Raw genomic sequence first — 23,464 nt, forward strand, 5'->3', positions numbered from 1 at the left:
GACGACCGCCTAGTAATCGCGTTCGTAGAACACGCCCAGGCCGGTCTCTCCCTCGGCACCGACCCGCCCCCGGACGGTCACGCTGGGGGTCACGTCCAGGTTCAACTCGATGGTGCTGCTGCCGGACTCGTCCACGGTGACCTCGGAATAGACATTTTCGGACAGGTACTTGCCGACACGCAGCTCTGTTCCGCCCTCTTCGGTCCGGGTGACATCCAGATCGTCCAGCCCGGTGCCCTCGCGCAGGCGCGACAGCAGGCCCCCGCCCCCGCCACCGGCCAGGGTTGCCACCGCCGCGGCCAGTTCGGCCGCCTGAAGGGCCGAGAGGTTTTCCAATCCCTGCCCGAACAGCAGGCGGGCCAACACCTCTTCCTCGGGCAGTTCCGGGTCCGAGGTGAACCCGATCTCGGGCGCGGTCGCCACCCCCTCCAACACCACCGACGCGGTGATATCGGCGGTCTCGCTGCTGGCGACGAAGCGGATGTAGGGTTCCAGCGCGCCTTGCAGCACGATCCTGCCTTCGTCCAGGGCAAAGCGCTTTGACAGGATGTCCAACCGGCCGCGCACCAGGTCGAACCGGCCTTCGGGGATGACATCGGCGCTGGTGCCCCGCAAACGCACCCGCCCGCCCAGCTCTGCGTCCAGCCCGCGCCCCCGCACGAACAGGCGGCCCGGTGCCTCTATCACCAGGTCCAGCGGCCAGGGTCGGCCGGGTCCGGCAGTGCCGCCGTGCCCGATCAGCCCGGCGCGGGCGCGGGTCGCCTGGATCGCCGCGCTGGCCCCGCGATGGGCGATCTGCGGGATCGGACCGTTGCCCCCGACCGCCCCCGAAGGCACAGAGACCTCAGTCGTGCCCAGCAGGATGCGCCCGCCGACCGCAGCCCCGCCGGTGAGCGGTCCGCTGACCGTCAGCCGCCCGTCCAGCCTGGTGTCGTAAAGCGTCGGGTCGCGCAGTTCCGCCCCGTCCATGGTCAGCACAAGATCGCCCGGAAAGGCCCCCGCCAGCCCGACCGTGCCCGCAAGGGCGACACGGCCCCCGCCCAGCCTACCCGACAGATCGGCACGCGCCTGCCCGCCGCCCAAGCGCACCTGACCGGACAGATCGGTAACCTTTGCCCAGTAGGACGGCAGGGCCAGCCGCGCGCCGCTGGTGGAGATGTTCCCGCTCAGCGCCGCCAGCGATGGCTGGCCGCTTACCCCAAGGTCGAACCGCGCCAACCCGTCCAGACTGCGCGGGGCGATCATGCCGTTTATCAGCGCCAGCGGTGCCTGCCCCGACAGGCGCAGATCGGCATCGCGGCCCAGGGTGCCGCGCACCGCGGCGGCCATCCCGCCCGGCCCGCGCAGATCCAGGTTCACTGTCGCCGCGCCATCGCCCGGAACCAGATCGCCGGACAGGTCCAGCGCGCCCGACAGGTCCGGCACCAGCAACGCCAGATCGGCGAGGCGGGCATTCAACGCAACCGCCGCGCCCTCGCCCTGACGGGCCCCGACGCGCACCCCGTTTCCGTCCAGCGCAAGGGTGTTCAGGACCAACTGTCCCCCAACGCGCGCCGCGTCCAGGCGCAGAGTACTCTCGCCCCGCAACAGCGTATCGGCCGCGCCCAGCCTAAGGCCGAGATCGCGCGCATCCACAGACAGGCGCAGCGCGGCATCGCCGGTCCCGCGCAAGGTGCCCTCGCCCTCGGCCCGCAGGTCCAGCGCGCCCGACAGCGCCCGCCCGGCCAACCCGGAAAAACGCGCCAGATCCTCGGCCCGCAGCGTCAGCCAGCCATCGACGGGCAGCGACGTATCCTCGGGGGAAAGACGGCCCTCGGCCGAGAGGCTGGCCCCCGCCGCATTGGCCTGCAGCCGGGACAGTTGCACCTGCCCGCCCGCCTGCCAGGTCATTTCGGCGTGCAATTCGCCCGGCCCATCCAATGCCGGATCAAGCGGGCGCAGATCGGGCACCCGCGCGGCCAGCGTCATGTCGCCCGCCGCCGTCGACAGATCGCCCGCAAGGGACACCTCGGCCCCCTCGGTGCGCAGATCGAATGCGCTGATCTGCGTCCCCTCTGGCCCGCGCTGCGCGGATAGGTTCAAACGGCCAGTGCCCCGCAGCAGCGGATCCAGGCGCGGCGTGCCCGTGACCAGATCCTGCGTGCGCCCCGACAGCACCAGTTCGCCCGCACCGCCCAGCAGGGCATAGCGCCCATTCACGCCCAGTTCGGCGCTGCCGCCCAGTTCGCGGCCGGCCAGCGCTGCAAACCGGGCCAGATCGTCGGCGACCACCCGCGCGTTGCCCTCGACCGGAACCCCCTCTGCCAGCGGGCCGAAACTGGCCTGCCCGCTGAGCCGGGTATCGCCCGAGACCAGTTCCAGCCGATCCACCCGTGGCGATGCGCCCCGCATCCAGCCAAGCTGGGCGGTGCCCGAAACCGTGCGGCCCATGGCCCGCGCCAGATCGGGATCGGAATGCGCCAGGCCATCCAGCGCCAGATCCAGGTCGGCCGCCAATGCGCCGGGCGTGACAGTCCCCGTACCGCCAAGCTGGACCTGCCCCAGCACCAGCCCGTCGCGGGACAGATCCGACAGGTCCAGATCCGCGTTCCAGCGCGGGCTTTCGGCGGTGTCCAGGCGAACCTTAACCTCTGCCCCGCCCAGACGCGTTTCGGCCCCCGGCACCGGCAAGGCAACCGGCCCGCTCACCTGCCCGTCCAGCGCAACCCGCGCGGGCCAGCCCTGCGCATCCAGCGCCAGGCTGCCATCCAGCGTCATCGCCCCGGTCCGCAACGCCAGCCGGTCGATGGCCACCGCCCCCTCGGGATCGCGCAGCCCGGACAGCACCAGCCGGGTCGCATCGCCAAAGAACGGGCGCAGCCGTGGCGCCACCAATGCGCCGGGATCGCCGGCCACATTCAGCACGAACTGCCGTGCATCGGGCGCGTCGGGCGGTGCTGCCAGGGTGAAATCGCCGGTCAGACGTTCGATCCCCTGCGTGGCCAGCGCCAATTCGGCGGCGAAATCAGACAAGGGACCGGCGCCGCGCAGCGTCAGGTCCAGCGGCGGTTCGCCCGGCAGGCCAAGGCGTCCGGACAGCAGGCCGCCCGCCTCTTCGCCAACCTCAAGATCAATCGACAGGGTTCTGGTTTCGTTGGAGAAAGCAGCATCGACGGCAAAGCGCCCCTCGGCATCCTGGCGCAGGGCGCGCAGCCGGGTTTCGCCTGCGCCCTCGGCCAGGGAAAGCCCGCCCTCGATCGACAGGACCGCCGCCTGGCCCAGGACCGGCGCACCCAGCACCAGACGCTCGGTGCCGATCTGCCCGATTTCGATGGCCACCGGCAGATCGGGCAACGCAAAGCGGCGCGCCTCGCTGCGCTCGACACCGGCCGGGCCGCTTTCGGGCAGGCGATCCAGACGGATTTCGCCTGCTGACAGTTCCGCCACTTGCAGCCGCCCGCGCAGCAACGCCGCCCGCGACCAGTCCAACGCCACGTCCGACAGGGTGATCCAGGTGCCCTCGGCATCGGCGATGGTCAGTTCCGACAGGCGCGCCTGCCCGGACAGCGCGCCCTCGAACCCGGTGACCTGAACCGCGCGGCCTGCACCGGACAACCGGGTTTCCAGGAAACGCTCCAGCACCCCGCCCTCATCCGCGGGTGCGGTGTCTTGCGCGGCCAGCGGTGCGGCGATCAGGACGCACAGGAAAAGGACTGTCAGTTTCCGCATCAAAAGGCCTGCCCAATCCCGATGTAAAGCTGCACGCCATCCCCGGTGCCACCGCCGGTCGGCGCGGCCACGTCCAGGCGGATCGGGCCAAAGCCGGTGTTATAGCGCACGCCCAGGCCCGCGCCCGAATGCCAGTCGCCCGGCCCGTCGATATCGGCCGCGACATAGCCCGCATCGGCAAAGGCGACCACCCCGATCGGACCGCTGAGCGCCAGCCGCGCCTCGGCCGAAAGGGCGGCAAAGGCACGCCCGCCCACCCGGTTGCCGCCGCCCAGATCGACGGCCAGCGATTGGTAGGGCTGCCCGCGCACGGTGCCCCCGCCCCCCGAGAAGAACAGCAGATCCGGCGGCACCCCGGCCGTCGTCGCCCCCGTGATCGCGCCGAACTGCAACCGCGCGGCCAGAACCGTGCGTTCCCCCAGCCCCTGGTAGATCCGCGCATCCCCCGTCAGCCGAAACCCGTTTTCCGCAGCACCACCCAACGCCAGCAACGGCATGGCCCCGGCCTGCAAAAAGAACCCCTCGCCCGGGTTCAACTGATCGTCGCGCCGGTCCCAGGTCAACGCGGCCGGCACCAGCAGATGCGTCATGTCGCGCCGCCCCAGGTCGTCACGCACGGCGGAATGGCGCAGGGTCAGGCCCGCCTCGCCACTGAGCAGCCGGGAAAAGACATGGGTCAACCCCGCCCCCAGACTGACCGATTCCTCTCGAAAATCAGGCTCATCCAGGGTTTCCAGTTCCGCGGTCAGGTAGCCGCCCGTATCGGGCCCGGTAATCGCGGGACGCTCCAGCCGCGTGCTCAGCCGATAGTCGACACCGTCCCCGGCCCCGGCGCCGATCCCCTCAATCGCACCGTCAAAGCGCAGACGCTCGGCCCCGCCCAGCAGGTTGCGGTGCAGCCAGAACCCCGTCAGCGTCATCCCTTCGAGCGAGGACAGCTCCGCCCCCAGCCCAAGGCGCCGCGGCCGGGAATCCGTGACGGTCAGGACGACATCCATGTTGTCGCCCGGCCCCAGCGTTTCGGCCTCGGACAGGCGGACAGATCGGAACGCCCCGGTGCGCCGCAACCGGTCGGCGCTGCGTTCCAGCGCCTCGGGGGTGAACCGTGCGCCCTCGGGCAGGCCCGCGATGGCGCGCAGGCGTTCGGGCCGCACGGCGCTTTCGCCCTCGATCCGCAGCCGGCCAAAGGTGACCGCAGGCCCGGGCGCCAGCCGCAATCGGGCGTCAAGGCGTTGCCGGCGGTGGTCGGCGGACAGGTCTTGCGCCCCGATCCGGGCCTTGGCGTGGCCGGCCGACCGCCAACCCGCCACCCCTGCCGCGGCCGCCTGCCGGATGACGCCGGTTTGCGCGGGGCGGCCTGGGGCGAATCCCTCTGGCAACTCGGTGCGCGGGGCCAGCGGCCCGATCTCTGCCCGGCCCAGGGTAAAGGCGGGGCCGGGATCTACGGTGATTTCCAACCGCGCGGGGCGGCCCGACAGCGCCAGCGGCGCCAGGTCCGCGGCCTCGCGCCCGTCCAGACGGATATGAATGACAGGCCCGAACCGTCCCCGGTCGTACAGCACCCCGACCAGCCGCCCGTAATCGGCCCGCGCGGCGGCCAGGATTTCCTGCGCGCTGGCCTCGGCGCGGCGCGCGGCAGCAAGGCTGAGCGAGGCATCCTTCAGCGCGCGCTTCAACGCCTGCCCGGCACCAGGTGCGGACAGGCGGGCCTCGGTCGCCCAGCTGGGGGCGGCCATCCCCGCCAAGACAAGGATCAAGACCAGGGCCGCGGCCCGTCTAAGGATGGATTCGGTCAAATCGGCGCTCCGTTTGCGCCATGATGCGCCACGGGACGCCCGTTTGAAAGGCGTCCCGGCAAAGATGTGACCGGATCAGGTCGTGCCGCTGCGGGCCGCGCCGTAGACCTTGGCCGCGATCAGCGGATAGGCCACCACCAGCGTCGCGGCAAGGAACAGGAATTCGGCCCCGTAGACAAAGAAATAGGGCGTCGCCGGGCCAAACAGGGTCGAGAGCGGCGACGCCAGGATCAGGTCGCGCGCCACCCCGCCAAGGGCAATGGCAATCCCGGCAGAGGTCGCCTGCACCGCGCCCCAGGCCCCCAGGGCCAGCCCTACCTGCTCGGCAGGCGCCGACCGCATCGTCGCGGTCAGCGTGCCATGGCCGAACAGGCCCGCGCCGAACCCGGCCAGAAGCGTGCCGAGAATGAACACCTCGGGCGACTGCAGCGTCGCCGAAAAGGTAATCAGCGCAAAGGCCGGCAGGCCCACCAGCGCCCCGCCCGCGGCCATCACCGCCGGATCGGCCCCACGGCTGAGCACTCGGGACGCCCAGGCAAAGCCGACCAGGCTGCCGCCGGCCAGGGTCGCGGTCAGCTTGGTCGTGGCGGCGACGGACATGCCCAGCACCTGGCCGCCATAGGGTTCCAGCAGCACCTCAGCCAGGCCGAAACCGACGGTGCCTAGGCCGATCACCCACAGCAGCCGCTTGGGATTGGCCCCACGCATGAACAGCGCCCAGGCCTCGGCAAAGCTGGGGTCGTCGTCCGGCTCCAGTCGCTTGCGCGCACGGTCGCGGTCGCGGGCCTCCATCTTCCAGATGGCGATGACGTTCAGGATCAGCGTCATCACCGCCGCGCCCTGCACCACCTTGATCAGCTTGGCGTGATAGAAATCCTCCAGCATGTAGCCAAAGGCCAACGCGCTGATAATCATGCCGACCAGCAGCATGACATACATCAGGCCCACGACGTTGGGCTGATCCTCGCGCGGGGAAATGTCGGTGGCCAATGCCAGGCCCACGGTCTGCACGATATGCATGCCCGCGCCCACCAGCAGAAAGGCCACAGCCGCACTGAACAGCCCCAGCCAGACCGGCGCCTCGGCGGCGTATTCCTGCCGCGACAGAACGATCAGCGCAAAGGGCATCACGCAGAATCCGCCCCATTGCAGCAGCGTCCCCTTCCAGATGAAGGGCACCCGGCGCCACCCCAAGGCGGATTTGTGGGTATCGGAACGATGGCCGATAAACGCCCGGAACGGGGCAAAGACCAACGGCAGGGCGATCATCACCGCGACGAGCGAGGCAGGCACCTCAAGCTCGACGATCATCACCCGGTTCAGCGTGCCGACCAGCAGAACCATCGCCATGCCGACCGACAACTGGAAAAAGGCAAGCCGCAGCAGGCGGCTGAGGGGAACGTTTTCGCTGGCAGCCTCGGCAAAGGGCATGTAGCGCATGCCAGCCTGTGCCAGGCTGTTGATCGCAATCTTGCTAAAGCGGTTCATTACGACGTCTCCACACGGCGCAGGATGCACCGCGTTCTGTCTGCCCGAACGGGGGACGCGTTTCCAGACCCGGAGATCATCCGGCCCAACATGCAAAGGCCGAGGCAAATGCCCCGGCCTTCGCCGGACCCTTCACCCGAGGCATCCACCCCTGGCGAAAGTGTCTCGTCTTACCACAGGGGCGATTACTCGGCCGAGGCCGCGCCGTTGTGGTAGTCGTACATCCAGCTGGTGTTCATCACCAGGCCGACGTGCACCAGGAACGAGCTGATGGCAACGGCCGACAGGAAGAGCGGGATACCGACGGTCGGCTTAACGACCAGCCACATTTTCGCGTTGTTCATAACCTAGTCTCCTTATTCTTGGATTAGCCGAGCCACGGGGTGGCAACGGCGGCCAGGAAGTGAGCGAACAGCGCGATCGCGCCGAACACACGGGTGCCGTCGATCAGCTGCTTTTGCACTTCTTCAGCTTCGGCGAGCGTCAGGCCGGTCGGCCAGACTTTGTCCATATCGTCAGTCATATTGTCGTCTCCCCAATATGGTTTTCGACTGCGTTACGTGCAGAAACCTGCACTCGATGTCGACAAATGCCCGGTCGGAAGCGGTTCTCCCTGAACTCGTCCAAGGCGCGTCCACCCCGGCATCGTCACGGAAAAAGATGTCACATTAGGTTGACGATGGCAATGTCAACGCAGGCTGACAAAGGCCTCAAATCGTGCGACATATCGATCCAAACCCAGGCAATGCGACGCGGCGGCGCAACATGTGCGACCCAGCGCCTGCGACGGTCGGCACCATTGAAATTGCTGCGATTTGGTGGGGTAATGGCGCGCACTGACTATGACCGTGCCGCCCCTGGCGGCCCCGAAATGCACTCCGCTCGACCTGCTACGACGCGCGTGCAAGACCCTGGAGGAAACATGACCAACTACATCTGGGATGCCTGGCTGCCGAAGCTGTCCAGCAAGGATCGCATGACCGACGTCAAGTTCGACGCCGATGCCAGCAGCACCCCCTTTTCCGACATGCTGGGCTTCGACTGCCTGTCGAAAAACACCCGCGAAGTCGACCTGATGACCACCAACCCCACGCCGTTCTCGACCTCTATGAACTGGCCGGTGCTGGGCGGTACGGGCGAAGGGCATGTCGAGCTGACCACGGACAACCCGACCCCGCTGTCCAACTGGATGGGCTGGAAGCTGCTGTCCAAGCGCGCCTATTACGGCATCGCCGCGCACCTGCAATAAGCGGCGGATCGACCACAGACACCCGCGCGGCCCGCAAGGTCCGCGCGGGTTTTTTGTTGCGCGGCCCGCATTTCCTGTTGCCGCCGGGCCACGTCTCCTTTCCGCCACCTGCGCGCCAGCCTTGCGCCTGCTTTGCCAGGCTAACTGACAGGGTGTCGCGGTGCGGCCGCAGGCCGCGCCCGCAGAAGGCTAAAGGAGAGCAGAAATGCCCCAGGCACCGACCCGCAAAACCCCGCCCAAAGGTGGCCGTTCCGACTCGGCCCGGCCCCGTCCGACCCCGAAAAAGGGCCAAATCTTTACCGACTGGGCCAGTATCTGAGCAGAAAAAGGGGCCGTCCCCAGCTGGAACGACCCCTTTTCGAATCACTCTAAGTCCAGAATCGCCCCTTTGGCGATCCTGAAGCCCGGACTCAGCCGACCAGTTCGAGACCGGAGAAGAAGTAGGCGATCTCTTCCTTGGCGGTGTCTTCGCCATCGGACCCGTGAACCGAGTTCTCGCCGATCGACAGGGCGAATTCCTTGCGAATGGTGCCCTCGGCGGCCTCGGCCGGGTTGGTGGCGCCCATCACTTCGCGATTCTTGGCAATCGCGTCCTCGCCTTCCAGCACCTGCACGACGATCGGGCCGGAGGCCATGAATTCGCACAGTTCGCCATAGAAGGGGCGTTCCTTGTGGACCGCGTAGAACACGCCGGCCTGCGCCTCGGTCAGGTGGATTCGCTTCTGCGCGATGATGCGCAGGCCCGCGGCCTCCAGCTTGGCGTTGATCGCGCCGGTCAGGTTCCGCTTGGTCGCGTCGGGCTTGATGATGGAAAAGGTGCGTTGAATCGCCATTTTTCGTCCTCCTGCGCGCCGCGTCACCTGCGGCGGTGATAAATCGCGGCCCTGCTAGCATGGGGTCTGCCCCTTGAAAAGCCGCGATTGACGCAGGGGTTCGGCTGCGGCACACCCGCCCCATGCTACGCATCAGCGATATCAGTTACGCGGTAGAGGGCCGCCCGTTGTTCGACGGCGCCTCTGCGGTGATTCCCGACGGGCACAAAGTGGGCCTGGTCGGCCGCAACGGCGCGGGCAAGACCACGCTCTTTCGCCTGATCCGCGGGGAATTGTCCCTGGAATCGGGAGAGATCACCCTGCCCGCGCGCGCGCGCATCGGCGGCGTCGCGCAAGAGGCGCCCGCGTCAGACGATTCCCTGTTGGACACGGTGTTGGCGGCAGATACCGAACGCGCCGCGCTGCTGGCCGAATCCGAAACCGCGACCGACCCGCACCGGATCGCCGAGGTTCAAACCCGGCTGGCCGATATAGACGCCTGGGGCGCGCCGGGCCGTGCGGCGGCGATTCTCAAGGGCCTGGGCTTTACCGAGGCTGAACAGGCGATGCCCTGCCGTGCCTTTTCGGGGGGCTGGCGAATGCGCGTGGCACTGGCCGGCGTCCTGTTCGCCCGGCCCGACCTGCTGCTGCTGGACGAACCGACCAACTATCTGGACCTGGAGGGCGCGCTGTGGCTGGAGGGGTATCTTGCCCGCTACCCGCACACAGTGATCCTGATTTCCCATGACCGCGAATTGCTGAACCGCGCCGTGGGCCACATCCTGCATCTGGAAAACCGCAAACTGACGCTTTACGCGGGCGGCTATGACGCCTTTGCCCGCGCCCGCGCCGCGAACCGCGCCGTTCAGGCCGCCGAGGCGAAAAAGCAAGAGGCCCGCCGCGCCCATCTGCAAAGCTTCGTCGATCGCTTCCGTGCCAAGGCCACCAAGGCGAAACAGGCGCAGTCCCGGCTGAAGATGCTGGAAAAGATGGCCCCGATCACCGCCCCCGAAGATGCCGCGCGCACCGTGTTCACCTTTCCCCAGCCCGACGAGATGTCGCCGCCCATCGTGGCACTGGAAAGTGCCAGCGTGGGATATGGCGACCAGCCTGTTCTGTCGCGCCTGAACCTGCGGATCGACCAGGACGACCGGATCGCCCTGCTGGGCCGCAATGGCGAGGGCAAATCGACCCTGTCGAAACTGTTGTCGGGCCGGCTGGCCGCGATGGGCGGGCGGCTGACCCGGTCCAGCAAGCTGCGGATCGGCTATTTCGCCCAGCACCAGGTGGACGAATTGCATCTGGACGAAACGCCGCTGGATCATATCCGACGCGAACGCCCCGAAGAGGCGCCCGCGAAACTGCGCGCGCGGCTGGCCGGGTTCGGGCTGGGCGCCGATCAGGCCGAAACGCAGGTTGCGAAACTGTCGGGCGGGCAAAAGGCGCGGCTGTCGCTGCTGCTGGCCACACTGGACGCGCCGCACATGCTGATCCTGGACGAGCCGACCAACCACCTGGACATCGAGAGCCGCGAAGCGTTGGCCGAGGCGTTGAACGATTACAGCGGCGCGGTGATCCTGGTCAGCCACGACATGCATTTGCTGTCGCTGGTCGCCGACCGGCTGTGGCTGGTCAAGGACGGTCGCGTCGGCCCCTATGACGAGGATCTGGACGCCTATCGCCGGATGCTGCTGTCCGGCGATGCCCCCGCCAAGCCGCAGACCGCGAAACCCGCCGCCCCGAAACGCCCGGGGCGCGAACAGATGCTGGCCCTGCGCGCCGAGGTCCGCAAATGCGAGGCCCGCGTCGAGAAGCTGACCGAGATGCGCGAAAAGCTGTCGGAAAAGCTGGCCGACCCCGACATCTACGACACCAGCCGCGAGGATGAACGCCTGCTGTGGCAGCGCAAGTTCGCCGAGGTCGAAGAGGCCATGGAACGGGCCGAGGGGTTGTGGATGGCCGCCCTCGAAAACCTAGAAGAAGCAGAGGTTTAGGGAATGGACCTCACCTTCTATATCAGCGCCTTCGTCACCCTCTTCGTCATCATCGACCCGATCGGGCTGGCGCCGCTTTTCGTGGCGATCACGGCGGGCATGCCCAGCGCGGAACGCCGCGCCATCGCTTTTCGCGCCGCGGCGATCGGCGTGGGGTTGCTGACCCTCTTCGGTGTCTTCGGAGAGGCGGTTCTGGGCTTTGTAGGTATCTCCATGCCTGCCTTCCGCATCGCGGGCGGCATCCTGCTGTTCCTGACCGCGCTGGAAATGCTGTTCGAACGACGCACCAAGCGGCGCGAGGACCAGACCCATGACGACCGCCCCGATCCGTCGGTCTTTCCGCTGGCCACGCCCCTGATTGCCGGGCCCGGCGCGATGGCGACCATGATCCTGCTGAACGGCGAGGTAGAGCGCGCGCCGCTGGCCATGCTGGGCGTGCATCTGGTGATGATTTCGGTGATCGGGCTGATGGTACTGCTGTTCCTGGCTGCCGGGTTGCTGGAACGCGCCCTTGGGCGCACCGGGATCAATGTCGTCACCCGCCTGCTGGGCATGCTGCTGGCCGCGCTGTCAGTGCAGTTCGTGCTGGACGGGCTGGCCGATTTCGGCCTGGCGCCGACCTGACCCCTGACGCCGGGGACGATGCATCCTATATATCGGTCAAGACCGTGAAAGGACCGACATGACCGGCGACGATTTCGGAAGTCTGATCTACCTTGTCCTGCTTGGGGCGGCCATCGGGGGTTATTTCCTGATGGAAAACCGCAACCGGCTGGGCAAGGTCGCGCAACAGGCGGCGGTCTGGGGCCTGATCTTTGTCGGTGTGATCGCGGGCGTCGGGCTGTGGTCCGACATCCGCCAGACGGTCGCCCCGCGCCAGGCGATCTTTGCGGATCAACAGCGGGTCGAGGTGCCGCGCGCCCCGGACGGGCATTATTACCTGACCATCCTCGTGAACGATGTGCCGGTGCGCTTTGTCGTCGATACCGGGGCGACGGATGTGGTGCTGACACGCGAAGATGCCGCCCGCGTGGGCCTGAACCCCGACGATCTGCCCTATCTGGGCGAGGCGCGCACCGCCAATGGCCGGGTGTCCACCGCGCGGGTGCGGCTGGAGGAAATGCGCCTGGGCCCCATCGTGGACAGCCGCGTGCGGGCCTTTGTGAATGGCGGGGTGATGGACGATTCCCTGCTGGGCATGGCCTATCTCAACCGCTTCGACCGGATCGAATTTGCCGGCGACCGAATGATCCTGACGCGCTGAAACGCCGGCGCCACCTCTGCCCTTGCCGCGTTCGGACGGCTCTGCTTTGCTGAGCCCGAAAGAACAGCCAGGCGGGAGGGACAGGGATGACCGAAGCGCCCGAATTCACCATCGGGATCGAGGAGGAATACCTCCTGGTCGACCGCGAAACCTGCGCGCTGGCCAACGCCCCCACGGAAATGATGGAGGCCTGCATCGCCGAACTGGGCGATCAGGTCACCCCGGAATTCCTGCAATGCCAGGTCGAGGTCGGCACGCGCGTCTGCAAAACGGTGCCCGAAGCCCGCGAAGAGCTGAAGCACCTGCGCGCCACCGTAGCCAAGCATGCCGCAACGCACGGGCTGGCCCCGATCGCGGTGTCCTGTCATCCACTGGCCGACTGGAAAAAGCAGCACCACACCGACAAGGACCGCTATAACGATCTGGAAAAGGCGCTGGCGGGCGTGGCCCGGCGAATGCTGATCTGCGGAATGCATGTCCATGTCGGCGTGCCGGACAAGGACCAGCGCATCGACCTGATGGCGCAACTAAGCTATTTTCTGCCGCATCTGCTGGCGATGTCCACCTCTTCGCCCTTCTGGCAGGGGGTGGATACGGGGCTGGCATCCTATCGGCTGACGGTGTTCGACAACCTGCCCCGCACGGGCCTGCCACCGCGCTTTGAAAGCTGGTCGGATTACGAACGTTCGGTCGGCGCGCTGGTCAGCCTGGGCCTGATCGAGGACGCGACCAAAATCTGGTGGGATCTGCGCCCCTCTGCCCGGTTCCCGACGCTGGAATCGCGTATCTGCGATGTCTCGCCCCGGCTGGAACACACCCTGTCGATCGCCGCCCTGACCCAGTGCATCACCCGGATGCTATGGCGGCTGGCCGGGCTGAACCAGCGTTGGCGGGTCTATGAACGCTTTCTGGTCGGTGAAAACCGCTGGCGCGCGCAGCGTTACGGGGTAAACGAGGGGCTGGTCGATTTCGGGCGAAAGGAACTGGTGCCCTTCGCCGAACTGCTGGACGAGTTGATCGCGCTGGTCGAATCCGATGCCGCCGCCCTGGGCTGCCTGGACGAGGTGAACGCAGCCCGCGCGGTCATCGCCAATGGCACCAGCGCCGACCGGCAACGCCGGGTGCATGCGGCCGCCCTACAGGCCGGGGCCACGCCTGATGACGCGATGCGCGCGGTCGTGCATGCCCTGATCGAGGAATACAGCGCCGACCTTTAGCGGCGCTTGCAATCCCGGCAGCGCCCCTGTCAAATGAACGCGCGTTCAATAACGCGGGGCCAACGATGCCAGGGAGGAGACACAAATGGATTTCGCACTGAGCGAGGAACAGGGCGCGATTTTCGACATGGCGCGCGCCTTTGGGGCCGAGCAGATCGCACCCCACGCGCTGAAATGGGAACAGGACGGCACGATCCCGAAAGAGCTGTGGCCCAAGTTGGCCGAACTGGGCTTTGCCGGGCTTTACGTGCGCGAGGAATCGGGCGGATCTGGCCTGTCGCGGCTGGATGCGACGCTGGTCTTTGAGGCGCTGTCGATGGCCTGCCCGTCGGTCGCGGCCTTTTTGTCGATTCACAACATGTGCGCCAAGATGCTGGACAGCTTTGGCAGCGACGACATCAAGGACCGCTTCCTTGCGCCAGCGCTGACCATGGAAACGGTGTTTTCCTACTGCCTGACCGAACCGGGATCGGGGTCTGACGCCGCCGCGCTGAAAACCCGCGCCGAACGCACCGATGACGGCTACGCCCTGACCGGGACCAAGGCGTTCATCTCGGGCGGGGGCTATTCGGACGCCTATATCGTGATGGCCCGCACGGGCGAGGACGGGCCGCGCGGGATTTCCGCGATGATCGTGGAGGATGGGGCCGAGGGCCTGTCCTTTGGCGGGCTGGAATCCAAGATGGGCTGGCGGTCCCAACCCACACGGCAGGTGCAGTTCGACGGCTGCCCCGTGCCCACCGCCAATCTGTTGGGCGAGGAAGGCAAAGGCTTCAAATACGCGATGATGGGGCTGGATGGCGGACGGCTGAACATCGCGGCCTGCAGCTTGGGCGCCGCGCAGGCCGCGCTGGACGCGACCCTGACCTATATGGGCGAGCGCAAGGCCTTTGGCCGCCCCATCGACCAGTTCCAGGCGCTGCAATTCCGTCTGGCCGATTGCGAGATCGAGTTGCAGGCCGCCCGCACCTTCCTGCGGCAGGCAGCGTGGAAGCTGGACCACGGCACACCGGACGCGACGAAATTCTGCGCGATGGCCAAGAAATTCGTGACCGAGGCCGGCAGCCGCGTCGCCGATCAGTGCCTGCAACTGCATGGCGGCTATGGCTATCTGGCCGATTACGGGATCGAAAAGATCGTGCGCGACCTGCGTGTGCACCAGATCCTGGAGGGCACGAACGAGATCATGCGCCTGATTACCGCCCGCCAGATGCTGGAGGCGCGCGGATGAGCGATATCGAAATCAGGCAAGAGGGGCGCGCGGGCCGGATCACCCTGAACCGGCCCAAGGCGCTGAACGCGCTGACCTATGAGATGTGCCTGGAAATCGAGGCCGCGCTGGACGCTTGGCGCGGGAACGATGCCGTGGCGCTGGTGCTGATCGACGCGGCGGGCGACCGGGCGTTCTGCGCGGGCGGCGACATCGCGGTGATGTACGAAACGGGCACCAAGGGCGATTACACCTATGGCCAGAAATTCTGGCGCGACGAATACCGCATGAACGCCAAGATCGCCGAATACCCCAAACCCGTGGTCAGCCTGTTGCAGGGCTTTACCATGGGCGGGGGCGTCGGCGTGGGCTGCCATGGATCGCACCGGGTGGTGGGCGAAACCGCGCAGGTCGCGATGCCCGAATGCGGCATCGGGCTGGTGCCGGATGTCGGCGGCTCGGGCCTGCTGGCGCATGCGCCGGGGCGATTGGGGGTCTATCTGGGCACCACGGGCCGCCGTATGGGGCCGGGTGATGCGATCTACGCCGGGTTCGCCGACCATTTCGTGCCCCAGGCCGATTGGCCCGCGCTGAGCGCCGAACTGGTCGAAACCGGGGATGCGGGCGCCGTGCAGCGCGCCGCGACCAGTGCCCCACAGGGCGATCTGCCCGCAATGCAGGCCGAGGTGGACCGCCTGTTCGCCCCCCGCACGCTGGCCGGGATCATAACCGCCCTGCAGGCGGACGGATCCGATTTTGCCACCGATACGCTGAAACGCCTGGGCCGCGGCAGCCCGCTGGCCATCGCCTGCGCGATCGAGATGCAGAACCGGCTGGGCCCGAACAGCAGTATCCGCGACGCCCTGACGCTGGAGTTCCGCTTCACCCATCGCGCGCCGGAACATTCGGACTTTCTGGAGGGGATCCGGGCCACCATCATCGACAAGGACAAAAGCCCGAAATGGCGCCATGACGGCCTGACCAACGTCCCGGCAGAGGACGTGGCCAGAATGCTGGCGCCATTAGGGAAAGACGGGCTGAAGCTGGAGGAGGAGTTGACATGAAGATCGGGTTTATCGGGTTGGGCAACATGGGCGCGCCGATGGCCGCCAACCTTGCCAAGGCAGGGCATGCGGTGACGGGCTTTGACCTGGCCGCCCCCTGCCCCGAGGGCGTGACCATGGCGGACAGCGCGGCAGCGGCCGCCAAGGGCCAGGACGTGGTCATCACCATGCTGCCCAACGGCGCAATCCTGCAAAAGGTGGCGGGTGAGATCCTGCCCGCGATGGACAATGGCGCGGTGCATCTGGATTGTTCCACCGTTGACGTGGACAGCGCCCGCGCGGTGGCCGAACAGGCGGCGGGGCTGGGCATTGGCGCCGTGGACGCGCCGGTTTCGGGCGGCGTCGGCGGCGCCACGGCCGGAACCCTGACCTTCATGGCCGGCGGCAGCGAAGAGGCGTTCGCCAAGGTCAAGCCGCTGTTCGACATCATGGGGCAAAAGGCGGTGCATTGCGGTGCGGCGGGCGCCGGTCAAGCAGCCAAGATCTGCAACAACATGATCCTGGGCGCCACGATGATCGTGACATGCGAGGCATTTGCCCTGGCCGACAAGCTGGGGCTGGACCGGGAAAAGATGTTCGATGTGGTTTCCACCTCTTCGGGCTATAGCTGGAGCATGAACGCCTATTGCCCCGCCCCCGGCGTCGGCCCGCAAAGCCCGGCCGACAACGACTACAAACCCGGCTTTGCCGCCGACCTGATGCTAAAGGATCTGCGCCTGGCCCAACAGGCGGCAGAGGCGGTGGATGCCGACACGCCCATGGGCACCCGCGCGGCCGAGCTTTACGCCGCCTTCGTCGAGCATGAGGACGGCGCAGGCCGCGACTTTTCCGCCATGCTGCCGCGGTTGGCAAAGCGCGGCCGCGCATGAGCTGGATCGCGCGCGCCACCGGGTTGCAGGGGCTGGAGCCGGGCATCGCCGCCCGGCTGGAAAACCTGCCCATCCTGCGCCTGCCCAAGGGCAAGGTGCTGTTTTGCCCCGGCGAGGCCGCGCGCGGCTTTACCATCATCCTGTCGGGCCGGGTCGAGGTGTTCCTGATCGGCCCGACAGGGCGCGAGATCCTGCTGTATGGAATCGAGCCGGGGCAATCCTGCGTGCAATCCACGCTGGGTCTGCTGGGGGGCGAGGACTATACCGGCGAGGCCGTCACCGTCACCGACTGCGAGGCGGTCCTGGTCCCGCGCGAGATGTTCACGACCCTGATGGACCGCTCACCGACGTTCCGGCGTTTCGTTTTCGGGGCCTTCGCGCAGCGCCTGCAATCGGTCATGGCCCTGCTGGAACGGGTCGCATTCCAGAAGGTCGAAAGCCGCCTGGCCGCCGACCTGCTGGAGCGCGCCGAAAACGGCGCGGTCCACGCCACCCACCAGGAACTGGCCACCCGGATCGGCACCGCGCGCGAGGTTGTCTCGCGCCGGTTGGATGCGCTGGCCAAGGGCGGGCTGGTGCGGCTGGACCGGGGCGTGGTCACCCTGACCGACCCGGCCGGGCTGGAACGGCTTGCAATGACCGGCGCCCCTTCGTGACAGAGTCACAGACGCCACCGCTGTCCTGACCCATAGTGCGTCGTGCAAGCCCGAACGAGTCGGGCGACGACCCATTCCGAACAGTTGGAGACACCTCATGTTCAAACAGAACGTTGGCGGCATGGACCGCACCGCCCGTATCGTCCTTGGCGCCGTGATGCTGCTGATGTGGGCCTTCCTGACCGATCCCAGCTGGATCTGGCTGCTGGGCATCGTGCCGCTGGCCACCGGCCTGATGAAAAGCTGCCCGCTTTACAACGTCATCGGCCTGAACACCTGCCCGAAAGACTGACCGGGCGCATCGCGCCTGTCCGGGCGCGGAACGCACAGAACATCGCATGGCGTCGTGACCCGGTCACGGCGCCATGTCATATTGGGGCTATCGTCAACGCCCGGGTCCGGCCGCGACCGGCCGCCCGTGGCAACAAGAGGGATCGCAATGTTTGAAAAGAACGTGGGCGGCGTGGACCGCATTTCCCGCATCATCGTCGGCGCCGGCCTGATCGCGGGCTTCTACCTCAACGACAGCGAGTCGGCCCTGCGCTATGCCTACTGGCTGGGGATCATCCCGCTGGTCACCGGCATCTTCTCGACCTGCCCGCTTTATTCGCTGGTAGGTATCAAGACCTGCAAGCCGGACTAAGCCCTATCCACAGCCCCGCCCGGGCCCCTTTTCGGGGCCTGGGCCCGGCGGTGCCCCATTTCCGCCACATTTTCACCAGAAGTTGACACCGACCGAGCAGAAAACGACCGACCCGGGCAAACCGGGCGGCACCAAAGGCAAAAACAGGCATGGCAATCGCGCAGGAACTGCCGATTGATCGGCGCGCCAGCGCCGACGAAATGGCAGAAGAAATCTTCGGCGACGGCGTCACCGTCGTCGACGCGACCTATTACGGCGACCGGAACGCCTCGGGTCTTTACAGCAACGCGGACACGGTCACCCCGGGCGTTGCCCCCGCCGACAGCGGCGTGATCCTGTCCACCGGCGATGTCCGGGATTTCACCAACGACTCGGGCAGCACGAATACCAATACCGCCACCGGCACCTCGACCGATAACCGGAGGGGCATAGACAACGACTCGTTGTTCAACAGCCTTGCCGGGACGAACACCTATGACGCGGCCTATCTGGAGGTCGACTTCATCCCCGAAGGGGATACGCTGACGCTGGATTTCGTCATCGCGTCGGAAGAATACCCCGAATGGGTGGGCAGCCAGTACAACGACATCATCGGCGCCTGGATCAACGGGGTGCAGGCCACCGTGACAATCGGCGACGGCACCGCCTCGATCGGCAACATCAACGGCGACGACACCGCCAACCTGTACATTGACAACAGTTCTGACCAGTACAACACGGAAATGGACGGGTTCACGGTCACCCTGTCCTTTACCGCGCCGGTCAATGTCGGCGAGGTCAACACGCTGATCATCGGCGTGGCCGATCTGGTCGACAGCCAATACGATACCTCGATCCTGATCGCCGGCGGCAGCGCGCAAACCGCCATCATCGCCCAGGACGACGAGGTCAACCTGGGCATGAACGGATCGCGCACGCTGGACGTGCTGGACAACGATACCGGCCAGGGCACGCTGACCGTCACCCATATCAACGGCAATGCGGTCAGCGCGGGCGACAGCGTCAGCCTGACCACGGGGCAGACGGTGGTGCTGAACGCCAACGGCACCTTCACGATTCAGGGCGACGGGGACGAGGAAAGCGTCACCTTCAACTACACGATCGAGGACAGCAGCGGACAAACCGACAGCGGCATCGTCACGGTCAACCAGATGCCCTGTTTCGTCGCAGGCACATTGATCGAAACGCCCGACGGCCCCCGCCCCATCGAAGATCTGCGCCCCGGCGATCTGGTCCTGACCCGGGACGAGGGGCCGCAACCGATCCGCTGGATCGGCGGGTCCGCGGTGCAGGCGCAGGGGCGGCACGCGCCCGTGCGCATCCGCAAGGGCCATCTGGGCGCAACCCGCGATCTGTGGGTGTCCCAGCAACACCGCCTGCTGATCCAGGATGCCCGGGCCGAACTACTGTTCGGCGAGGCTGAGGTTCTGGCCGCCGCCAAACACCTGGCAGACGACCGCGCCGTGCGCATCGTCGAACGCCCCGGCGAGGTGACGTATTTTCATATGCTCTTTGCCCGGCATCAGGTCGTCCGCGCCCACGGCATCTGGAGTGAAAGCTATCACCCAGGCCCGATGACCATGGCAGAATTCGACGAAGACGTGCAGGCCGAGATCCTGGAGCTGTTCCCGGAACTCGACCCCGAGACCTGGCAGGGCTACGGCCCGTCGGCCCGGCTCAGCCTGCGCGGGTTCGAAACGCGCATTCTGGCCGCCTGACGGCGCTATCCGGCCCCCTCGATCAGGTCGCGCAGGTGTTCGGCCTGCCGTTCCACCATGCGCCGCCCCTCGTCTATGGCTACGGGGGCGCGGTGCAGGTCCAGAACCGACATCTCGCCCAAATCGGCGTTCAACAGCACATGCGGCGGCTCGCCCGCCAGGCGGCTGCGGCGGATCTGCTCGGTCATCACGTCGATGGCGATCGACACGACCTCCAGGTAATTCGGGGCGCGCGGCCCGTCCTCGGGGGTGGGCAACAGCGCGGATAGCTGGTCCTGCACCGCATCGGGCAGCGCGTCGGCCAGCCCTTGCCAGATCGCTGGTTCGGGGTCGGGCGCGCGCCACAGGCGGCCATGGCGCTTGGCGTTCGGGTTGGCGGCGATGATGATATCCGCCCCCAATGCCCGCGCTGCCGACACCGGCACCGGGTTGGTCAACCCGCCATCCAGCAGCCAACGCCCCTGATGCCGGTAGGGGCTGATGATCCCCGGCAACGCGGCCGAGGCGCGCACCGCCGCGCCCAGATCGCCGCTTTGCAGCCAGATCTCGCGCCCGGTCTCCAGGTCGGTGGCCACGGCGACGAAGGGCATGTCCAGCGCGTCGAAACTGTCGGGCAGGCCCAGTTCGGCCAGAACCTCGGTGATATGGCGCCCCTCGACCAGCCCGCCGCTGGACAGGCGCACATCCAGCAATCGCACCAGCCGCGCGCGGGTCATCTCGCGCGTCCAGTCCTCCAGCGCGTCCAGACGGCCAGCGGCATAGGCCGCGCCCACGACCGCCCCCATGGAACAGCCCGCGATCACGTCCGGTCGCAGGCCCAATCCCTCAAGCCCGCGCAGCACGCCGATATGGCACCACCCGCGCGCCCCGCCCGAGCCAAGCACAAGGCCGATCCGGGGGCGCGCCACGCCCCCTACTCCGCCGCGACCTTGCGCGGCTTCAGCATGTCGCGCAGATAATGCCCGGTATGGCTGCGCTCGACCTGCGCAACCTCTTCGGGGGTTCCCTCGGCCACGATTTCCCCGCCGCCGTCGCCCCCTTCGGGGCCGATGTCGATGATCCAGTCGGCGGTCTTGATGACATCCAGGTTATGCTCGATCACAACCACGGTGTTGCCCTGCTCGACCAGTTCGTGCAGCACCTCCAGCAGCTTTTTCACATCCTCGAAATGCAGGCCCGTGGTCGGCTCATCCAGTATGTAAAGCGTGCGGCCCGTGGCCCGTTTCGACAGTTCCTTGGACAGCTTGACCCTCTGCGCCTCGCCACCCGACAGGGTCGTGGCCTGCTGGCCCACCTTGATATAGCCCAGCCCGACACGCGCCAGCGCGTCCATCTTTTCGCGGATGGACGGCACCGCCTTGAAAAACTCCTGCGCGTCCTCAACCGTCATATCCAGCACATCGGCGATGGACTTGCCCTTGAACTGAATCTCAAGGGTTTCGCGGTTATAGCGGGCGCCATGACAGGTTTCGCAGGTGACATAGACATCGGGCAGGAAGTGCATCTCGATCTTGATGACGCCGTCGCCCTGGCACGCCTCGCAGCGCCCGCCCTTGACGTTGAAGCTGAAGCGCCCTGGTTTATAGCCGCGCGCCTTGGCCTCTGGCAGGCCGGCGAACCAGTCCCGGATTGGCGTGAAGGCGCCGGTATAGGTGGCGGGGTTTGACCGGGGTGTGCGACCGATGGGTCGCTGGTCGATGTCGATGACCTTGTCCAGCACCTCCAACCCTTTGATCGTTTCGCAGGGTGCCGGTGTCTGGCGCGCGCCGTTCAGGCGCATGCTGGCGGTCTTGAACAGGGTTTCGATGGTCAGGGTGGATTTACCCCCGCCGGATACCCCGGTGACGCAGACGAACTTGCCCAGGGGGAAGTCGACGGTCACATCCTTCAGGTTGTTGCCGTTGGCCTTGACCACGGTCAGCTTTTTGCCGTTGCCGGGGCGGCGTTCGGCGGGTACGGGGATTTCCCGGCTGCCCGACAGGTATTGCCCGGTGACCGAGGCCGCGTCGGCGGCAATCTCGGCCGGTGTGCCCCGGGCCACAACCTGGCCGCCATGCACGCCTGCGCCGGGGCCGATATCCAGAACGTAATCGGCCTCGCGGATGGCCTCTTCGTCATGTTCGACCACGATCACCGAATTGCCCTGGTCCCGCAGGTTTTTCAGCGTGGTCAACAGCCGCCCGTTATCGCGCTGGTGCAACCCGATGGAGGGTTCGTCCAGCACATACAGCACGCCCGTCAACCCGCTGCCGATCTGGCTGGCCAGGCGGATACGCTGGCTTTCCCCGCCCGACAGCGTGCCCGCGTTTCGTGACAGCGTCAGATAATCCAGCCCCACATTCACAAGGAAACCCAACCTTTCGCGGATTTCCTTCAGGATGGCGCGGGCGATCTCATTCTTCTGGTTCGACAGGCTGTCGGGCACGGCCTTGCACCAGTCATGGGCCTCGCGGATCGACATCTGCACGACCTCGCCGATATGCAGCCCGGCAATCTTTACCGCCAGCGCCTCTGGCCGCAGGCGGTGCCCCCCGCAACTATGGCAGGATCGGTTGTTCTGGTAGCGTTCGAATTCTTCGCGGACCCAGGAACTGTCAGTCTCGCGATAGCGCCGTTCCATGTTGGGGATCACCCCCTCAAAGGCGCGAGTCACGGTGTAGACGCGCCCGCCCTCGTCATAGCGGAAGGGAATTTCATCCTCGCCCGAACCATACAGGAATACCTGCTTTACATGGGCGGGCAGATCCTTCCACGGCGTATCCTTGTCGAATTCGTAATGCTTGGCGATGGCCTCGATCGTCTGACGGAAATAGGGGGACTTGCCCTTACGCCAGGGCGCGATGGCACCGTCCCAGACGGTCAGCGCGGCGTCGGGCACGACAAGACGTTCGTCGAAAAACAGCTCTACCCCCAACCCGTCGCAATCGGGGCAGGCGCCGAAGGGGGCGTTGAACGAAAACAGCCGCGGCTCGATTTCCGGAATGGTGAAGCCGCTGACAGGACAGGCAAAGTTTTCGCTGAACGTATGGCGTTCGGGGTCGCCCTCGCGCGGGGCAGTTTCCAGAACCGCGATGCCGTCGGCCAGATCCAGCGCGGTGCGGAAGCTGTCCGCCAGCCGGGTTTCCAGCCCCTCTTTCACCACGATCCGGTCGACCACCACGTCGATGTCGTGGCGGAATTTCTTGTCCAGCGTCGGCGGTTCGTCCAGATCGTAGAACTGCCCGTCCACCTTGACCCGCTGAAAGCCCTGCTTGCGCAGTTCCAGGAATTCCTTGCGATACTCGCCCTTGCGGTCGCGGATGATCGGGGCCAGCAGATAGGCGCGGGTGCCCTCCTCCATGCCCATGACGCGATCGACCATGTCCTGCACCTGCTGCGCCTCGATGGGCAGGCCGGTGGCGGGGCTGTAGGGCGTGCCCGCGCGGGCAAACAGCAGGCGAAGGTAGTCATAGATTTCCGTAACCGTGCCGACGGTCGAGCGGGGGTTCTTGGAGGTCGTCTTCTGTTCGATGGAAATCGCGGGGGACAAGCCCGCGATATGGTCCACGTCCGGCTTTTCCATCATGTCCAGGAACTGGCGGGCATAGGCCGACAGCGACTCGACATACCGGCGCTGGCCTTCGGCGTAGATCGTGTCGAAGGCAAGGCTGGACTTGCCCGACCCCGACAGCCCGGTAATCACCACCAGCGCATCGCGCGGAATATCCACGTCGATGCCCTTCAGATTATGTTCGCGCGCGCCGCGCACCTCGATCCGTTTCAACTCGGCCATGGCT

The 23,464-nt window shown here is 66.7% G+C and carries 20 protein-coding genes; 12 read left to right on the forward strand and 8 right to left on the reverse strand.

Going from position 1 to position 23,464, the window contains the following annotated elements; genetic code table 11:
* Positions 1 to 9: 9 nt before the first annotated feature.
* The 5 genes from EV656_RS04055 to EV656_RS04075 all read right to left on the reverse strand — a co-directional run bounded on the left by EV656_RS04055 (position 10) and on the right by EV656_RS04075 (position 7,515).
* Positions 10 to 3,708 (reverse strand): translocation/assembly module TamB domain-containing protein, encoded by a 3,699-nt coding sequence (locus EV656_RS04055; RefSeq protein ID WP_132599765.1) that lies wholly within the window; start codon positions 3,706 to 3,708, stop codon positions 10 to 12.
* Entirely contained in the window at positions 3,708 to 5,504 is a 1,797-nt protein-coding gene (locus EV656_RS04060) for an autotransporter assembly complex protein TamA (RefSeq protein ID WP_243695671.1), read from the reverse strand. The genes EV656_RS04055 and EV656_RS04060 overlap by 1 nt, the downstream gene beginning before the upstream one ends.
* Before the next feature lie 75 nt (positions 5,505 to 5,579).
* Positions 5,580 to 6,992 (reverse strand): PucC family protein, encoded by a 1,413-nt coding sequence (locus tag EV656_RS04065; protein WP_132599768.1) that lies wholly within the window; start codon positions 6,990 to 6,992, stop codon positions 5,580 to 5,582.
* A gap of 185 nt (positions 6,993 to 7,177) precedes the next feature.
* Positions 7,178 to 7,336: a light-harvesting protein gene (locus EV656_RS04070; protein ID WP_132599771.1), complete on the reverse strand. Its 159-nt coding sequence runs from the start codon at positions 7,334 to 7,336 to the stop codon at positions 7,178 to 7,180.
* A gap of 23 nt (positions 7,337 to 7,359) precedes the next feature.
* Entirely contained in the window at positions 7,360 to 7,515 is a 156-nt protein-coding gene (locus EV656_RS04075) for a light-harvesting protein (RefSeq protein WP_132599774.1), read from the reverse strand.
* 399 nt (positions 7,516 to 7,914) lie between these two features.
* Between EV656_RS04075 and EV656_RS04080 the strand changes: the two genes are divergently transcribed.
* On the forward strand, positions 7,915 to 8,241 hold the full coding sequence (locus tag EV656_RS04080; RefSeq protein WP_132599777.1) for a hypothetical protein: 327 nt from the start codon (positions 7,915 to 7,917) through the stop codon (positions 8,239 to 8,241).
* A gap of 410 nt (positions 8,242 to 8,651) precedes the next feature.
* Here EV656_RS04080 and ndk read toward each other — a convergent pair whose 3' ends face one another.
* The gene (ndk, locus tag EV656_RS04085; RefSeq protein WP_081532354.1) at positions 8,652 to 9,074 is read right to left on the reverse strand and encodes a nucleoside-diphosphate kinase; all 423 of its coding nucleotides are present in this window, start codon (positions 9,072 to 9,074) and stop codon (positions 8,652 to 8,654) included.
* A gap of 122 nt (positions 9,075 to 9,196) precedes the next feature.
* Between ndk and EV656_RS04090 the strand changes: the two genes are divergently transcribed.
* From EV656_RS04090 to EV656_RS04140, 11 genes are all read left to right on the forward strand, one after another.
* On the forward strand, positions 9,197 to 11,047 hold the full coding sequence (locus EV656_RS04090; protein ID WP_132599780.1) for an ABC-F family ATP-binding cassette domain-containing protein: 1,851 nt from the start codon (positions 9,197 to 9,199) through the stop codon (positions 11,045 to 11,047).
* 3 nt (positions 11,048 to 11,050) lie between these two features.
* Positions 11,051 to 11,671, forward strand: coding sequence for a MarC family protein (locus EV656_RS04095; protein WP_132599783.1), 621 nt, complete (start codon positions 11,051 to 11,053; stop codon positions 11,669 to 11,671).
* A 58-nt stretch (positions 11,672 to 11,729) separates the two neighbouring features.
* Positions 11,730 to 12,311: a retropepsin-like aspartic protease family protein gene (locus tag EV656_RS04100; RefSeq protein WP_132599786.1), complete on the forward strand. Its 582-nt coding sequence runs from the start codon at positions 11,730 to 11,732 to the stop codon at positions 12,309 to 12,311.
* Positions 12,312 to 12,397: 86 nt separating this feature from the next.
* Entirely contained in the window at positions 12,398 to 13,528 is a 1,131-nt protein-coding gene (locus tag EV656_RS04105; RefSeq protein ID WP_132599789.1) for a carboxylate-amine ligase, read from the forward strand.
* A gap of 85 nt (positions 13,529 to 13,613) precedes the next feature.
* A complete protein-coding gene (locus EV656_RS04110; RefSeq protein WP_132599792.1) occupies positions 13,614 to 14,759 on the forward strand; it encodes an acyl-CoA dehydrogenase family protein in 1,146 nt (381 codons plus the stop codon).
* Positions 14,756 to 15,802, forward strand: a complete 1,047-nt coding sequence (locus EV656_RS04115) for an enoyl-CoA hydratase/isomerase family protein (RefSeq protein WP_132599795.1) — start codon at positions 14,756 to 14,758, stop codon at positions 15,800 to 15,802. Before EV656_RS04110 ends, EV656_RS04115 begins: the two co-directional genes overlap by 4 nt.
* Positions 15,799 to 16,671, forward strand: coding sequence for a 3-hydroxyisobutyrate dehydrogenase (gene mmsB, locus EV656_RS04120; RefSeq protein WP_132599798.1), 873 nt, complete (start codon positions 15,799 to 15,801; stop codon positions 16,669 to 16,671). The genes EV656_RS04115 and mmsB overlap by 4 nt, the downstream gene beginning before the upstream one ends.
* Positions 16,668 to 17,327: a Crp/Fnr family transcriptional regulator gene (locus EV656_RS04125; RefSeq protein WP_132599801.1), complete on the forward strand. Its 660-nt coding sequence runs from the start codon at positions 16,668 to 16,670 to the stop codon at positions 17,325 to 17,327. The genes mmsB and EV656_RS04125 overlap by 4 nt, the downstream gene beginning before the upstream one ends.
* A gap of 97 nt (positions 17,328 to 17,424) precedes the next feature.
* A complete protein-coding gene (locus EV656_RS04130; protein WP_132599804.1) occupies positions 17,425 to 17,619 on the forward strand; it encodes a YgaP family membrane protein in 195 nt (64 codons plus the stop codon).
* Positions 17,620 to 17,766: 147 nt separating this feature from the next.
* On the forward strand, positions 17,767 to 17,970 hold the full coding sequence (locus EV656_RS04135; RefSeq protein WP_132599807.1) for a YgaP family membrane protein: 204 nt from the start codon (positions 17,767 to 17,769) through the stop codon (positions 17,968 to 17,970).
* Positions 17,971 to 18,119: 149 nt separating this feature from the next.
* A complete protein-coding gene (locus EV656_RS04140) occupies positions 18,120 to 19,688 on the forward strand; it encodes a Hint domain-containing protein (protein WP_132599810.1) in 1,569 nt (522 codons plus the stop codon).
* A 5-nt stretch (positions 19,689 to 19,693) separates the two neighbouring features.
* Here EV656_RS04140 and EV656_RS04145 read toward each other — a convergent pair whose 3' ends face one another.
* Both EV656_RS04145 and uvrA read right to left on the reverse strand, forming a co-directional pair.
* Entirely contained in the window at positions 19,694 to 20,596 is a 903-nt protein-coding gene (locus EV656_RS04145) for a patatin-like phospholipase family protein (RefSeq protein ID WP_132599812.1), read from the reverse strand.
* 5 nt (positions 20,597 to 20,601) lie between these two features.
* Entirely contained in the window at positions 20,602 to 23,460 is a 2,859-nt protein-coding gene (gene uvrA, locus EV656_RS04150; protein WP_132599815.1) for an excinuclease ABC subunit UvrA, read from the reverse strand.
* Positions 23,461 to 23,464: the final 4 nt, after the last annotated feature.

The sequence above is a fragment of the Rhodovulum adriaticum genome (genome assembly GCF_004345735.1).
Taxonomy (GTDB): domain Bacteria; phylum Pseudomonadota; class Alphaproteobacteria; order Rhodobacterales; family Rhodobacteraceae; genus Rhodovulum; species Rhodovulum adriaticum.